Source organism: Candidatus Nanosynbacter lyticus (genome assembly GCF_000803625.1).
GTDB classification, from domain to species: Bacteria; Patescibacteriota; Saccharimonadia; order Saccharimonadales; family Saccharimonadaceae; genus Nanosynbacter; species Nanosynbacter lyticus.
This window is the reverse complement of sequence record NZ_CP007496.1, coordinates 171,418-186,521: the sequence shown is the minus strand read 5'-3', so window position 1 is coordinate 186,521 and position 15,104 is coordinate 171,418. Positions and strand designations below refer to the sequence as shown.

The 15,104-nt window shown below is 44.9% G+C and carries 16 protein-coding genes; all 16 read right to left on the bottom strand.

All coding sequences use genetic code 11. The annotated features are described in order from the left end of the window. Positions 1 to 10 precede the first annotated feature (10 nt). The 16 genes from TM7x_RS00975 to frr all read right to left on the bottom strand — a co-directional run bounded on the left by TM7x_RS00975 (position 11) and on the right by frr (position 15,078). The gene (locus tag TM7x_RS00975) at positions 11 to 850 is read right to left on the bottom strand and encodes an undecaprenyl-diphosphate phosphatase (RefSeq protein WP_039327027.1); all 840 of its coding nucleotides are present in this window, start codon (positions 848 to 850) and stop codon (positions 11 to 13) included. A gap of 68 nt (positions 851 to 918) precedes the next feature. After that, positions 919 to 2,205, bottom strand: a complete 1,287-nt coding sequence (locus TM7x_RS00970; RefSeq protein WP_039327024.1) for a PspC domain-containing protein — start codon at positions 2,203 to 2,205, stop codon at positions 919 to 921. Continuing rightward, on the bottom strand, positions 2,205 to 2,549 hold the full coding sequence (locus TM7x_RS00965) for a PadR family transcriptional regulator (RefSeq protein ID WP_039327023.1): 345 nt from the start codon (positions 2,547 to 2,549) through the stop codon (positions 2,205 to 2,207). The genes TM7x_RS00970 and TM7x_RS00965 overlap by 1 nt, the downstream gene beginning before the upstream one ends. Then, a complete protein-coding gene (locus TM7x_RS00960; protein ID WP_039327022.1) occupies positions 2,536 to 3,237 on the bottom strand; it encodes an ABC transporter ATP-binding protein in 702 nt (233 codons plus the stop codon). The genes TM7x_RS00965 and TM7x_RS00960 overlap by 14 nt, the downstream gene beginning before the upstream one ends. 10 nt (positions 3,238 to 3,247) lie before the next feature. Further along, the gene (locus TM7x_RS00955) at positions 3,248 to 4,555 is read right to left on the bottom strand and encodes an ABC transporter permease (RefSeq protein WP_039327021.1); all 1,308 of its coding nucleotides are present in this window, start codon (positions 4,553 to 4,555) and stop codon (positions 3,248 to 3,250) included. A 98-nt stretch (positions 4,556 to 4,653) separates the two neighbouring features. Then, on the bottom strand, positions 4,654 to 5,262 hold the full coding sequence (locus TM7x_RS00950; RefSeq protein WP_039327019.1) for a hypothetical protein: 609 nt from the start codon (positions 5,260 to 5,262) through the stop codon (positions 4,654 to 4,656). Positions 5,263 to 5,336: 74 nt separating this feature from the next. After that, positions 5,337 to 6,290, bottom strand: coding sequence for a CNNM domain-containing protein (locus tag TM7x_RS00945; RefSeq protein WP_082001323.1), 954 nt, complete (start codon positions 6,288 to 6,290; stop codon positions 5,337 to 5,339). Positions 6,291 to 6,293: 3 nt separating this feature from the next. Then, positions 6,294 to 8,048 (bottom strand): DUF2207 domain-containing protein, encoded by a 1,755-nt coding sequence (locus TM7x_RS00940; RefSeq protein WP_039327014.1) that lies wholly within the window; start codon positions 8,046 to 8,048, stop codon positions 6,294 to 6,296. Between the two features lie 34 nt (positions 8,049 to 8,082). Further along, positions 8,083 to 9,585, bottom strand: coding sequence for a lysine--tRNA ligase (locus TM7x_RS00935; RefSeq protein WP_052198784.1), 1,503 nt, complete (start codon positions 9,583 to 9,585; stop codon positions 8,083 to 8,085). 46 nt (positions 9,586 to 9,631) lie between these two features. Beyond that, positions 9,632 to 10,087: a transcription elongation factor GreA gene (greA, locus tag TM7x_RS00930; RefSeq protein ID WP_039327011.1), complete on the bottom strand. Its 456-nt coding sequence runs from the start codon at positions 10,085 to 10,087 to the stop codon at positions 9,632 to 9,634. A 131-nt stretch (positions 10,088 to 10,218) separates the two neighbouring features. Next, positions 10,219 to 11,460, bottom strand: a complete 1,242-nt coding sequence (locus TM7x_RS00925; protein WP_230478853.1) for an aminoacyl--tRNA ligase-related protein — start codon at positions 11,458 to 11,460, stop codon at positions 10,219 to 10,221. A gap of 18 nt (positions 11,461 to 11,478) precedes the next feature. Further along, positions 11,479 to 12,279, bottom strand: a complete 801-nt coding sequence (locus TM7x_RS00920) for a CPBP family intramembrane glutamic endopeptidase (protein ID WP_039327005.1) — start codon at positions 12,277 to 12,279, stop codon at positions 11,479 to 11,481. Further along, the gene (locus TM7x_RS00915; protein WP_039327002.1) at positions 12,260 to 13,420 is read right to left on the bottom strand and encodes a M50 family metallopeptidase; all 1,161 of its coding nucleotides are present in this window, start codon (positions 13,418 to 13,420) and stop codon (positions 12,260 to 12,262) included. The genes TM7x_RS00920 and TM7x_RS00915 overlap by 20 nt, the downstream gene beginning before the upstream one ends. Beyond that, the gene (gene uppS, locus TM7x_RS00910; protein ID WP_039327000.1) at positions 13,417 to 14,112 is read right to left on the bottom strand and encodes a polyprenyl diphosphate synthase; all 696 of its coding nucleotides are present in this window, start codon (positions 14,110 to 14,112) and stop codon (positions 13,417 to 13,419) included. Before uppS ends, TM7x_RS00915 begins: the two co-directional genes overlap by 4 nt. Beyond that, a complete protein-coding gene (locus TM7x_RS00905) occupies positions 14,105 to 14,524 on the bottom strand; it encodes a hypothetical protein (RefSeq protein ID WP_039326995.1) in 420 nt (139 codons plus the stop codon). The genes uppS and TM7x_RS00905 overlap by 8 nt, the downstream gene beginning before the upstream one ends. Next, a complete protein-coding gene (gene frr, locus TM7x_RS00900) occupies positions 14,524 to 15,078 on the bottom strand; it encodes a ribosome recycling factor (RefSeq protein ID WP_039326993.1) in 555 nt (184 codons plus the stop codon). The genes TM7x_RS00905 and frr overlap by 1 nt, the downstream gene beginning before the upstream one ends. Between the last annotated feature and the right edge of the window lie 26 nt (positions 15,079 to 15,104).

Below are 15,104 nucleotides of genomic sequence, written 5' to 3'. Positions count from 1 at the left end.
CAATTTTTTCTTAAACGTGAGAAATAAACCCGACACCAAGCAGTATTAATAGAAACAGTCCCATCGTAAATCGATAAATTATAAATGGACGGAAATTATTGCTCTGAATAAACTTCAGTAGCCATGACACCGCCACGTAACCCACGCCAAAGGAAACTACGGTAGCAATAATGGTTGATGTCCAGCCGACACCACCAGAAATGTGTTTATATTTGGTAACGACCTCCAGCAACCCAGCCGCCATTAAAGCTGGGATGCCCAAAAAGAAACTCAACTTCGTAACCGATACGCGGTCAAAACCACGAAACAGACCGACAGAGATTGTTGCACCAGAACGGCTGATTCCTGGAATTAACGACAGACACTGCCCCACGCCGATGATCAGCGTATCTTTCCAGCTGGTCTCAGCTTCATTACGCTTATTTTTTACCGCCCGATTATCCGCCAGCCACATTACCACACTCCAGCCGACCAGTCCAATCGCCACAAACCACAAACTCCGAAGCACCGTTTCAACTTCGTGCTTGAACAGAAGACCGACGACAGCGATAGGAATCGAGCCGATAATGATTGCCCAGCCATATTTATAATCAAACTTCCGGCGCGCTCGCTTCCACCACAGGCCGCACCACCAAACTTGCAGAATACGCCAAATATCGCTCCAGAAATAAATTACTGCTGCCAAAATTGCCCCAATTTGGATCACCGCCGTAAACGCTACCACGCTCGGATCGTCGATTTTCATCCCCATAAGCTTCTCAGCAATCGTCAAATGTCCAGTCGAAGAAATCGGCAAGAATTCCGTAATTCCTTCAATCACGCCAAGAATAATCGCTTGCCACCAAGCCACGCTTAAAAATTACCTTTCATCTTTCAAGTGTAGCATTAGCGGTAAAATCATTCAAATTAATTCTTATCTTAAGCGTCAGAGTGATCTACATTATCAGCGCCATAATAAGCTGGACTATCCACATTTACGCCAGCAGGCGCATAAATCTTAAGTCCAATTGGCGTATAGAACATTTGGCAGCCGCTGAAAAATATCGTTCGCGGACATTTTTCAGCAATAGACACTATCAATCGATCGCCCTCGCGTCGTACATTGACATCTGGCTTCTTCATGTTTGGTAATTCTATATACTCGGCCTCAATTTTCAGCTTATCAGAGTCAGTTCGCTTTACACTTCCCATTGCGCCGTTGATGGAAATTGTTTTTACATTATCTGCATCCGGAATTTCGACATTCATTCTCTTTGTCAGGTACTGAGACTCATATATAAATTCTGAGCTAGCTTTCATGCCAAATACGATTGAGCTGGCCATACCCATAGATATAACGACCGTAGCAATAATCATCGAGAGTGCTGACACGCGACTCATCGTCCAAGTAAAAACGCTACGCGACAACATCATACCCAAAACCGCCGCTGAAATGCCGCAAATCACTAGTGAAATCCATAGACCCCAAGCCCATATTTGTGCATTTAATCCACTTAGTAGATCAATTACAGATAGTCCAACTGCGCCACCTACAATCAGCCCAATCACTACCCCAAGAGTCATCAGGAAAATTATAATTCCAGCAGAATAGCGAAGAATTTTAGAGGCCAAATCCCTACTCTCATTAGCTATTACTGAGCCACCCTCAACGGCTGCTTTTTTAAGAGCCGCCAGAGTTACTGGCTTGCCGCGCATTCTTAATTTATCTGACGCCGTACTCGCCGGAGGCATCGATAGCCACATCACCACGTAAATTAATACAGCCGTACCAAAAGTTGCGAACGACGAGACAATTGCAATTAGCCGTACCCATAGCGGATTGATGTTAAAATATGCCGCCACGCCGGCACAAACACCACCGATAATAGCATTATCAGTATCACGCATTAGTTGCTTTTCTGGCTTTGACTCTGAACCATCACTATCCAGATCATCATCTACTGGGCCATCACCATCAGCAAAATCACGCGACTCACCCATTTGCTTTTGAATTGCTAAAACATCGTCAACACTAATGACTCCTTCCTTCATTACGCCGCGCTCTGCCAAAATCTCAACCATCCGTGCCTCGATTTCTCTCATAGCTTCCGGCTCAGCGTGCATATTTTTTTGAATTGAATTAAGATATTTTTCTAGCGAACTTTTAGCTTCAATTTCTATACTAAAAGCCGTTTTTGCTAGATGAATTCTAGTTATCTCTTTCATTAATTCACACCTTTCTCAAGATCTTTAAGCGAACTATTCAACATTTTTATGCGATGCTTCAACTCATCAACTAACTGAAACCCGCTATCTGTTAGTGAGTAATATTTTCTGGGCGGCCCCTGCTCACTTTCCCGCCATTCATGCAGTAAATACCCATACTTCTGCAGTCTGTTTAGCAGCGGATAAATTGTACCCTCAACAACCATTAACTCTGAATCACTTAATCGCCTAACAATGTCACCAGCATACTGATCCTGCTTAGCACAGGAAAGCAGCACACAGTACACCAAAAAACCTTTACGCAGCTGAATGGTTAGGCTTTCAGCATAATCACTGGGATTCATACCTTTCCTCTTGTGGAATATTAGTACCTTCAATTTGCCCGTCTTTTATACGGATTTGGTAATCGCATTTTTTAGCCAAATCATCATCATGAGTCACCACTATCAACGTCGCGCCTTTTTGTTTGTTATAGTTAAACAGTAGCTCTTCTATCTTAGTACCGGTTTCGCTGTCTAGATTACCCGTTGGCTCATCAGCGAAGATAATCTGCGGATCGCCAACAATCGCCCTGGCAATCGCCAAACGCTGCTTTTGACCACCAGACAAATCTTTCGCGCGGCTTTTACGCTTCTCATACAGGTCCACCGCCATCAGAGCCTCGTTGATTTTCGCTTCACGCATTTTTTGTGGCATCTGTGCGATTTCTAGCGGCAGACTAACATTATCCTCAACACTTTCGTTACCTTGAACGAAAAAGCTCTGGAAAATAAACCCTATTTTTTTAGCCCGGAATTCATCAACTTGCTTCTGCTTCAGTTGCAAAATATCTTGCCCATCAATAATCACTCGACCCTGCTGCGGACGGTCAAGTCCAGAAATTGCGTGCATCAATGTTGACTTTCCTGAGCCAGATTTACCAAGAATCGCCACACTAACGCCCGTTGGAATTTTCAAACTGACATCATTTAACGCTACAAATTGATTTTTCTTTTTGCCGTAAATTTTCGTTACGTTCTTAAGTTCAATCATGATATTTCTCCTATTCTGTCCTTAACGCCTCAATTGGGTCTAACTTTGTTGCCTTGCGGCTCGGTAGCCAACCAGCCAGCACCGCCATAACCATTAGACTGACTATCAATAAAATAATTTGTATTGGATTAATAACCAGAAGATTAGTGCCCGCCCCCAGTTTTAGCGCACTAGCAATTGCTGGATTAAACAGCGTTATCAAACTTGCAGAGCCAACACCGATTAGTCCACCTAATAAACCAACCCAAGCTGCTTCATATCTAAATAACCTACCGATATCGCGGCCACTCGTGCCCAACGCTTTCATCAAACCGATTTGACTGGTTCGCTCCAGAACTGAAATATACATAGTATTAATGATGCCAAACACACTAGCAAGCAGCGCCAATCCACCAAAACCTATCAAAGCCATCTGAGCTACATTAACCATTGTCAGAAGCGCCTTGCGAGCATCTTGAATTGACGACGCAGTATAGCTTTTGCTGATTTCATCCTTTACGGCGTCAATATTCTTTACGTCATCAACAGACACAATCACCAATGAGTATTCGTTAGACAACCCCTTATAATGACTATATTCGTAAATATCCTTAGCGTCGTCTGACGATATCCTCACGGCTGGCTGATAGAAGATTGTTGTGTCCGACTGTTTATCAACCGCTACAATTTTTAACGAGATCTCTTTAGAAGCACTAGCACTCCACGATGATCCGCCACGAATGCCCAACGTAATAGTCTTGCCGATAGCCGACTTAGCACTAGCAAAGCCCATTTTTCCTACATAAGACTCTGGAATAATAGCTTCGCCCGACTTCAATATAAAATCGTCCAAGCTGCCAGCTGCCAATTCCGCCCGAGTCCGGTCCGCCTTAACTGCTATATCTGGAGTAAATTTCTTACCATTCCCCGAACTTTTAACATACACGATTCCAGATGTAGAGTAGGATGGTGTCACTTTTTCTACGTGCGAAATACTGCGTAATTTTGCGAGATCCTCATCACCCATTGAATACTTACTACGCAATGAGGAACGGTCCTTTACCTCGCTACTTTTATTTTTATCTTTTGAGTCGCTATATTCTGGTAAAGCCTCCTCCTCTGCTGATGATGAAACGGCTTTTTTATACACTGTAATAACCTTCTTATCGCCAGCAGAATCAACTATGTTATTGGTATACAATCGACCGCCCTCACCCGCCATCATCGCTAGCCCAATGGTAAACGCCCCGACAGAAATCGCCAGTGCCGTTAAAATCGTACGACCTTTCGACTGGCGAAGGTTACGCCCGGCTCGCTTAATAATATCTATTCTTCTCATACTACGCTCCTTATAGTTTTGCTATACATAGTACTATGTTATACAAGGTACTGTAAATAGTCAAGTACCTAAACTAATTTTAATTGACACATCGCAAACTAATCCTGCTGCGAATCCCTCGTTCTTAACTTTAGCTGACTAGTACCATCCTCTTTTCCAGAAACCTCCGAAATCGCAGCACGGTCGCGACCACTAACCGCTTCGTCCACCACCCTTGCCATGTGTATTGCAGTATCATAAAGATCTGGATCGCCCCAAACTCCAATTTTTCCCTTATCTATATTGTCAATTACCGCAGAAACTGTAACCCGATGTTGCATATAGTCAATCTCACCCCAAGCGGTTTCCTGGTCAGTAAAGTCAACTTCCGAATCATCACCAATCAAGTCAAATTGATCATCACAATATCGGCAATCCGCAATAATATATTCGCGCAATTCCCCTTTACTGTCCTGCACCCACACCTTCATCAATACAACCATCTCATCCAACGAATCGTCCGACTCGACCAATCTTAGATCCTGCCTACCATCGACAACCAACCTACCCAAACCACTAGCTTGATTTTTATCAATATAAAATATCTCATTCATGTCTGTAAAAGAATCGACAGCCGGCACGTAAAGTGTGTCGGGAAACATCGTTTCAATGGTCTTATTTTGTAGGTGATCAGGAACACCCTCTCCTTCATAGCCTATCCTAGACATATATAATCTCCCTACCCACCACCTTTATTATTAAAATTATCTTTTAGTATACCACGAAACAGAATCCGAACGTCCTACTCCTCGTCATATTCATCCTCAATCTCCTGATCCAAAATCTCCTCAATCACATCTTCCAGTGTAATAATTCCCAGTTCCGTTTCATTATCCATTACCACAAACAAGTGATTGCGGGTTTGGATGAATCGACTAAGCACCGTATCCAGCCGCGACCGTGCATCGATGTCGTGAATCTTGTCTCGGTACAATTGACTGACTGGCAGTGGCAGCTCACGCCCCACTACATCTTTGACATACAAAATCCCTACCAGCCGCTCATCATCACACACCGGGATCCGCGAATGCCCAGCATGTTTAATTCGCGCTAGTAGTGTCGCGTCCAGCTCATCATCCAGATTCACAGTAAACACCTCACTCATCGGCGTTACCAAATCACCAGCCGTCTTTTTACTAAACTGCAGCGCTCCCGCCGCGATTCGACTTTCATCATAATCGACTGGGCTATCCGAACGCTCAGCATGTTCATGAATAATTTCCTCCAGCTCCTGGTGAGAATAAAGCTGAGGCGTCTCTTTACCTAGCCAATGATTTAGCAATTTCGACATCGGCCGAGCCAGTGGCCAAAATAGCACATAAATTACATTAAGCAGCCAGAAGAAATACCGCACGAAACGATAACCGCGCTGCGTAAAAATCGCTTGCGGCAAAATCTCGCCAAACATAGTGATCAGTAATGTGGCAATCAACCCGCCAACCACGCCGTTAGTCATATTACCCAGCAAAATTGACATCGCCGTATTTACACCGACATTGCCCAGCAAAATACAAAATATCAAATAGTAGCCATCCTTACGGTAGCGATAGACTCGCTTAGCAATCTCATCACCCTGCCCAGCCTTTCGCTTTAAGTCGTCTGGTCGCGCCATCATCAAGCCAATATTCAGGCCCGAAAATATCCCAGATAATGCCAATAGTAAAACGGCCATCAACCACAGTAAAATATCAGACATAACTTACCAGCCGCCGCCTCCGCCACCGCCTCCGCCACCACCAGCGAAGCCACCACCAGTCGAACCACCAGAGGTCGATGAATAGTCGCTGGCGCTACTGGCCACGCTTGACAGACTATTCATCCCAGCCGCAAATGCCGCCGCATTGAACGCGCCCTGACCACTGTACCAATCTGGCTGCTCACCAACTTGCTCATAGTACTTTCCCAACTGCTTACTCCACTCTTTTTCCTGTCCAAACAGCACCGCGTATGGCAAGATTCTCTCATACAACTTCACCAATTGCCGCTCATCAGCCGTATTAATCTTCACTTTTTCCGCACCCTCAGGACTTTGTAGCATCTGTAAACGCTCAGCTTCAGCCACGCCAATGTACATTTTAAGTCCTGCCAAATACCGCCTGAGTACCAAGCCCTCGTCAGTCAGCGACCAGCCAAATGACAAAGCAAACACTATCCCCGCCACGATCAGTAGCATCGGTGACAGCAACAATACACTGATAACAAAAACCCACAAAGCCCACTTCTGTACAATTCGCTTATTTTCTGGTTTTTGCTCACACAAAGCATACTTACCGCGAGCCAAACTCTTCAAATTATTATCATCATCACCTGTTCGCGCCGCATACGACAAATTATTCTGTAGCTTTTTCAGATTTAGCCGCTGACCTGGTTTTGGCATCGACTCGCCAAACATGTCCCGAATAACTTCAGACTCTTCAGGCCTCAGCTCTGTCAAATCTTTGACAATTTCAATTTCATACTGCGCCGACCGCAAAAATGACGCCTTTTTCACTTCGTACAATTTGATATAATGCCGCACCGCTAAATCCAACAACTGCGCCACCTTGGCCGAACCTTTAACTATAAAGAGATCATACCTTTTCAAAATATATGTTGATATCATCACACTCGCCTGTTTTGGCGGCAAATACTCTGGCGGAATTGGCTTAAGCTCATTATGTCTGCCAAATAAACGCTTATAACGCCAACCCAATAACAACATCAATATAACCGCCAAACTACTTGCTATCGTCTGCACCATTGCCCAAATTTTTAGCAACTTTTCACTCAGCGTCTCTTGATATCCAGTAAATGTACCGCTAGTAAAGCCGACTGCCATCGTTATGCCTTCACGGCGATTCAGGCGGCTCACATTTGTCACAATTTCGCCCTTATCACCGCTGATATTACACCGCTTAGTTGAACCATGCGCACCAGTATAACAAAACGCTTCACCCGCTCGCGCCGCCTGAAGTGACTCGTCAAATTTTACAGACACGCGTACATTTTGCATCGGCACGCGCCACTCATTGCCGATGACGTCCCAGTAGAACTCATCACGCCCCGTATTGTCATAATGCTTAGTCACATCACGCTGGGTGAACTTGATGACGTAGGTTTTTTCACCCTGAACGTAAACGTCTTTCTTGCCAATTCGTAACTCGTCGCCGTTCCATGTATGATCCAGCGACACACCCTGTCCATCAGTCACCGACTGCAACGAAAAGTTCGTCGGATGATTATCATACTTCTTCACAAATATTGGCACAATGCCGCGGTTTTGGTTAGGCGGAAAATGAGCAGTAATTCGCCACGTTGCCGCCAAGGCTGAACGATTTTCGCTGTCGCGACCTAGCGAATACTCTGCGTCAAATTTAGTGATAGTAAAATTGTCCGCCTGTGCCGCAAACGCCGCCTGGCCAGATCCAACCAACAGAGATCCAGCGATTAGTATCCCCAATATAAATCGCTTCATACTCTAATTATAACAAACTAAAATCACACTACAATTACAACTTCACCTGCGGGTAGATCGCTCGCGTCGTCTCATCAATCTCATGACGTAGCTGTGGGAATGGCACACCTTCGCGCGCCGTCACGCCTTCAAAAATCCAAAACACCCGCTCAGAGTAACCCCAACCGCAAGCTGGCGGCATACCGTACTCCAACATCTCCACATAGTCGATGTCCAACATCATCGCCTCGTCATCGCCCGCATCGCGCATCTGTTGCTGCTCAACAAAGCGGTTCAGCTGGTCAATCGGGTCATTCAACTCCGAAAAGCCATTGCCCAATTCCGACCCAGCGATTACCGGCTGGAAACGCTCCACTGTCTGCGGATTTTCAGGGTTGGTTTTAGACAGCGGGCTGATAAACTTCGGCGTATTCACCAACCACACCGGCCCCGCTACATCTTTACGAATATTCTTCCATAATTTATCAATACCACGCGGAATGGAATCAGTCTTTTCAACCTCTAAACCATGCTCCTTCAACTTGGCGGCCACCTCGTCAATCGTCGTATCGTACACGTCAATCCCATAGTGCTTACGAATAACTTCAGCATAATCCCAAACTTCCCACTCACCACTCATATCAATATTAAATTTACCCAGCTGAAATTGCAGCGTACCAAACGTTTCCTGCAGAACATATTTATACATATCTTCCATGAAACGCATGCCAGCTCGCCAGTCCCAATACGCGGCGTACCACTCCATGGCGATGTGCTCTGGCAAATGCTCGTCTGAATAATTCTCATTGCGAAAACGCGGCCCGAGGTCATACACCTTCTCAAACCCAGCACCAATCAACCGCTTCAGCGGCAGCTCGTGAGAAATACGCAAGTAAAACTGCTGATTATCCAGCGCGTCCATATGCGTCACAAACGGATTAGCATCAGCGCCGCCGGTGGTGTGTTCCAATACCGGTACATTCACCTCAGTAAAGCCATGCTGGTTCAGATAATCACGTGTCGCCCGCCAAAACTTACTGCGACGAATAAACCGCAGGCGCACCTCTGGATTGACGTTCATATCAACATAGCGGCGGCGGAAACGCTCTTCTTTGTTCTCTAGTTTTTCAGGCATCGGCCTGAGCGATTTGGTCAGTAGCCTTAGCTCATGTACGCCAACCGACTTTTCGCCAGTCTGCGTCGTCGTCATCACCCCGCGTGCCTCGACAAAATCACCCGTATCCAGAAGCTTCAGTTGTTTCATGCCCAATATGCCGCGGCTAGCGTCCAATTCCGCCACATCATCGCGCTGCAAATATAACTGTACTTCACCAGACTGGTCGCGCAGTTTGATGAACGCCAGCTTACCAAAGCTGCGAATTGAAACGATACGCCCTGCGACCACCACTTCTTGACCCGCCAATTCATCATACCGTGCCAAAACCTCGCCGCAACCATGCGTCCGCTCCGACTTTGCTGGATACGGATCAACGCCCAATTGGCGTAATGTCTCTAATTTTCTTAATCGTTCATTTCGATAATCTTGAAGTGTGGCCATAACAGAGATAATTATAGCACATTATCTGTAAATTATTTTAGAGGGCTTAAGAGATGGACTTAACAACGTAAGTGATTTCCGCTTTGGGGGTTTTAATCGTTACTTCATCACCAATTTTCTTACCAATTAGCTCTTTACCAATTGGTGATTGATCAGAAATTCTTCCTGCCAATGGATCAGCCTCAACCGGACCAACCACCGTATAGGACACGGTTCTTTCTGGACACTGCAATTCAACCGTACTGCCCAAGCCAACACTTGAAGTGCCGCTTGATTTAATGATTTCAGCATTCTGCAAAATATCCTCAATCTCTAAAATCCGTGTCTCCACCAAGCCCTGCTCTTCACGCGCAGCGTCATATTCTGCGTTCTCACTTAAATCGCCAAAATCTCGCGCTACCGCAATTTTTTCAGCAATTTCACCACGGCGACCTTTTAGCTCCGCTAGCTCGACTTCCAAGTCAGCTTTTCCAGTTTCGGTAATCTGGTAAGTTTTTTTCATAAAAATCTCCTCCTCTATTACATATAGCGGTATTAGTCTTATAAACTACACTAAATATAGTGTTCTATCTAGTCTTAATGAAGTCTATCTGAGTATAACAACCGCCATTTATTATGTCAATATAGCCGAGCTTAACGACTTAAACAAAACTCAAGTAGCTGCTGATAGTTCATCTTTTTCATCTCGCCGGTTGCTCGCTCAGTTACTTCAAATAATCCATCGCCATCAATCGCCCGATCGCCAATCGTAATCCGCCACGGTAGACCCATTAATTCTGCATCAGCAAATTTCACGCCCGGCCGCTCATCGCGATCATCAAGAAGTGTATCCATGCCGCTATCCGCTAGTTCGCCATAAAGCTTACCCGCTAACTCTTTACCCTTGTCACCGATTGCGACAATATAAACCTTAAACGGTGCAATATTTTCTGGCCAAACTAGCCCTTTCTCATCAGCAAATTTCTCAACAATCACCCCCATCACCCGAGTAATGCCGATGCCATAGCTACCCATATATGCATATTGCTCTTTGCCGTCGGCATCGGTGAATACCAGCTTCATCTCCTCTGACTTCTGCGTACCAAAATTAAAGATATTGCCAACCTCAGCCGTCTTCACTTTTTCCAACTCACTACGGTCAACGCCAAGCTCCGCAACTGCCTCATCCAAGACTTCTTCATTCACCGCAATATTTTTACCACGATGTAAATAAATGTAGTCCTCGCCAGCATCACAAATTGTCTGGAATTCGTGACTAAATTTAGTAAAGGCGCCGCCAGAAGCAAAAGTCACATATGTCTCATCACCGATACCAAAACGATCATAACAGCGCTTATACGCCTCAATGACGGTGTTATAGTAATTATCTAAGTCCTCTTTACTAGCATGTACCGAGTACATATCCTTCATGACAAATTCACGACCACGCATAATTCCGCTCTTGGCGCGCAGCTCGTTACGCAATTTGTTCTGAAATTGATAAACACTAATTGGCAAATCTTTATAACTCTTTAGATAATTGCGCAATAAATCAACAATCGGCTCTTCGTGCGTCCAGCCAAAACCAACGTCAGTGCCGTCTTGCAGTTTAGACTTGAACCAGACGTCAACAACTTCATCGCTCCAACGACCGGTTTCCTGCCATAACTCTTTACGTTGCAAAGTGCTCATTGTTAGCTCTTGACTATCAACCTTATCCATTTCCTCACGAACAATCTGCTTAATATTCTCAAGCACCCGCAGACCAAGCGGCAAGAAAGAATAGACGCCTGCCATCGTCTTATGCACATAGCCAGCACGGATTAGCAGCTGAGCGTTACGAGCCACCTCACCTGCTGGAGCCTGCTTCAAAGTTCTGGTAAAAAGTTGTGTCATTCGCATATTTTTCCTCCTTTATATAAATGGAAATAAAGCACCTATTTGGTCGACGGCGTTTGTATTGATAAACAGAAAATAAAAAGCTATACCGTTTTTCATCATATGCATCATCATCGGCACCCAAACTGCCCCAGTATACTCCCTGGCGGCACACATGACCAAACTTAAAGTAAATGTATCAACTGCCACTGCCCACTGCAAAGGCGCGCCCGGACCGACCCAAAGATGCGCCAAGCCAAATGTTATGCTCGTCATAAGAACCGACAGCCAAATTGAAAATGAATTGCGTAGTTTACCGTAAAGATATCCACGATATAACAATTCCTCAACAATCGGGCCCAATACCACCATTACCGTAAATGCCATTAAGAGCTGCCAGTGTGACGCAAGCATACTCTGACTAAAGGGTATTGCTTGTCGCTGCTGCACATCAACCGAGAAGACACCACTAGCGATGCTCATCGTGACTATCGTCAAGAGAAAATAAGCCACAAAAGCCAACGGTGAAATAAATATCTCCAGAAACGTTGGCCAGTCATTTACCCCTAAATCCTGAAGAGACGTTCGCCGTTTTTTAATGTATATTGGTACACCAACAACTACAGCCAAGGATATGCCATAAACAAAAACTGAAATCGCAGTATTAAAAATAACTGGGTTTATCGATTTTAGAGGTACGCCAAGCCCAACCAGCTGATTAACCAAAAGTGAAATAATTATTTCCACTATCAAGAACGCACCGTAAACCCAAATTGGCAGTGCCACCAATAGCCACCACTTTCGGCCTTTTAATTTCTTATAGAAGCTTCCCCACATCGCTCACAGTCACCAAAATTGTTAATATTAATAAAATCAACATGCCGGTAGCTTGAATATTTTCTTCACGCTCTTTCGTCAGCTCTTTCTTAAAAAGACGGAATATCGCCATCGTAAACCAGCGTCCACCGTCAAGTGCTGGGATTGGCAATATATTCATCACCGCCAGCGTCAGTGAAATCAACGCTGCCACAAAAATGACTTGGGCTATTCCAGAATTGACCACCGACGGAAACAGCACGCCCAATATACCAATTGGTCCGGCCACACTATCGCCAACAGAGGACAAATCAGCACGGGCTGACTGCTTTGACTGTTCAGAGCCAAAAATCTGCCCAAATAAACCATGAGTGGTTTTTACCAGCAGTACGCCAACACCTTTTATAGTCTCATAAGACAGTTGTCCGGTCGTTGCTACTCCCATAATAGGTACCGACCAAGTGCTGTATATTTTTTCTGATTGACTAGGAACAACCCCCAAATATCCACCAGCTTTGGCAGTCTGTTCAGAATTTAACTGCACATCAATTAACGACTCTTCGCCATCACGACTATACTTAATCGGCACTTTTTTGCCAGCGTTCTGCTTAGTTATAATTGGCAATTTTTCCGCCTCAGTAAGTGGCTGGTTATTTATGTCAATCAATTGATCGCCCACTTTAATCCCCGCTCTATCAGCTGGCGAGTCGGGAGTAATTTTTACCACCGATACCGGAGAGCGGCGCACTTCAGTGTCAAATGGCAACTGAACCTGATTCGACAACACCTTCGGCAGTCCAATTACCGCCAGAACCGTAAACAAAATAATTGCCGTCAACCAGTTCATCATAACGCCGGCTAGTAAAATTTTGGTTTTCACCCAAAATGTCGAACCACCATACGTACCTTTGCCCTTCGCTGAATCATACTCGCCTTTTAGACGAACAAATCCACCAAGCGGCAACCAGTTTAGGCTGAAAATCACGTCTTCACCTAAAAAGCTCCGCTTAACTTTCCATTTCTTTGCGGCTGGCGGAAATCCAATCCCAAATTCCTCAACCTTAACGCCGTTTCGCTTAGCCACTAGCGCATGACCCAACTCGTGCAAAACCACCAGTGATATAAGTACAAATAAGCCTAAAAGAATCCCCCAAACAATCATTTGCCAAACCGCCTATTCCGATTAGCATACTCCTCTAAAATCACCGCCACATCGTCAGTCGTCATGTCTGGCCAGTTTTTCTCCACAAACATCAGCTCGCTATAGGCCGAACGCCACAACATAAAATTACTGAGACGCTGCTCACTAGAAGTCCTAACAATCAAATCACAAGGCGGCACATCTGGTGCATATATATTTTTCGCTACTAACTCCGGTGTAACATCCTCGGCAAGAACCCCAGATTGAACAATCTTTTTAACCGCATCAGCGATCTCCAAATGTCCACCATAATTTAGACATAAGACCAATTCGCCACTATCTAAATTAGCTGTCTTTGCTTCAGCATCGTCAATTGCCTCAACTAGTGCATCCGACAACTCATCCCTAGATCCAATCACCCTCAAGCGTATATTGTTCTCAATAAATGCCGGCAAATCAGCCTTCAGCATCTTTAATAGCAATTTCATCAAGTGGCCAACTTCGTCCTCTGACCGTTTCCAATTTTCCGTACTAAAAACATAAGCACTGACATATTTTACGCCACTCTGAAGCGTTTCTAAAGCCACATCTTTCAGTGCATTATAGCCCGCCAAGTGACCTTCGTACGCCGGTAAACCATGCTGTTTGGCCCATCGCCGATTTCCATCCACGATAAAACCAATATGTTGCGGCAACTCTGATTTTCTATTCATTTCTCACCCTCCACTCATCAATTAATTCAACATCTCGAATATCTTTTTCTCGCCCGCGCCAATTTTTCCATCTTCGTAGAAATTCCAGATTAACGAACCTAACGTTATCATACACCACTGAATGGCTCAATAAATCGTCATAACCAACAACCTGACCGTCAAACTCCCAACCGTCCCACAGCTCAGCCGAACCATCAGTCTTTACAAAATACGGACGCTGATTACCATCAAGTTTTCTGGTCCAATCGCCATAATCTTTAGAAAGTTTTTTTATCAACTCAGAGCTCGCTGCAATATCAACATCTTCAGCCCGACGAATTCCTAATTGGTCTAAAATACCACTGCCAATAACAATAATCTGCTCAAGAGGCAGCCCCAACTCTTTTACTCTATCAGCAAAAGTTTCGCTCATTAAACAGTCAAGACGTCCTTTTCCTTCGCCTTAAACGCCTCATCAATTTGCGCCTGCATTTTACTCATTAAGCTATCAACTTCCTTCTCGACCAACTTCAAGTCATCTTCGCTTAGCTCTTTTGCATCCTTCATTCGCTTGGCGTCCTTTAATGCATCCTGACGAATATTTCGCATCGCAATTCGGGCTTCCTCAACCTTCTCGCTCACCTGTTTTACTAGCTGACGACGACGCTCTTCAGTTAAGGCTGGAACTGGCACGCGCACCACTCGCCCATCGTCAGACGGATTAAATCCTAGACTCTGGTTGTCGCGAATTGCAGAAGTAATTGCAGTAATATTTCCTGGATCAAATGGCGTCACCAGCAGCATCTGAGCTTCTGGTGCAGTAATATTAGCCACTTGATTAAGCGGCATTTTTGTACCATAAGCCTCAACCATAACACCATCCAACATTCCAGCATGCGCTCGGCCCGTTCGAACTTTCTTCAATTCATCTTGGAAAAAGCCAAATGCGGCATTCATTTTCTCTTCATAAGGGTTTGTATCAAACATATATTCCTCCAATTTATCTACCGCTA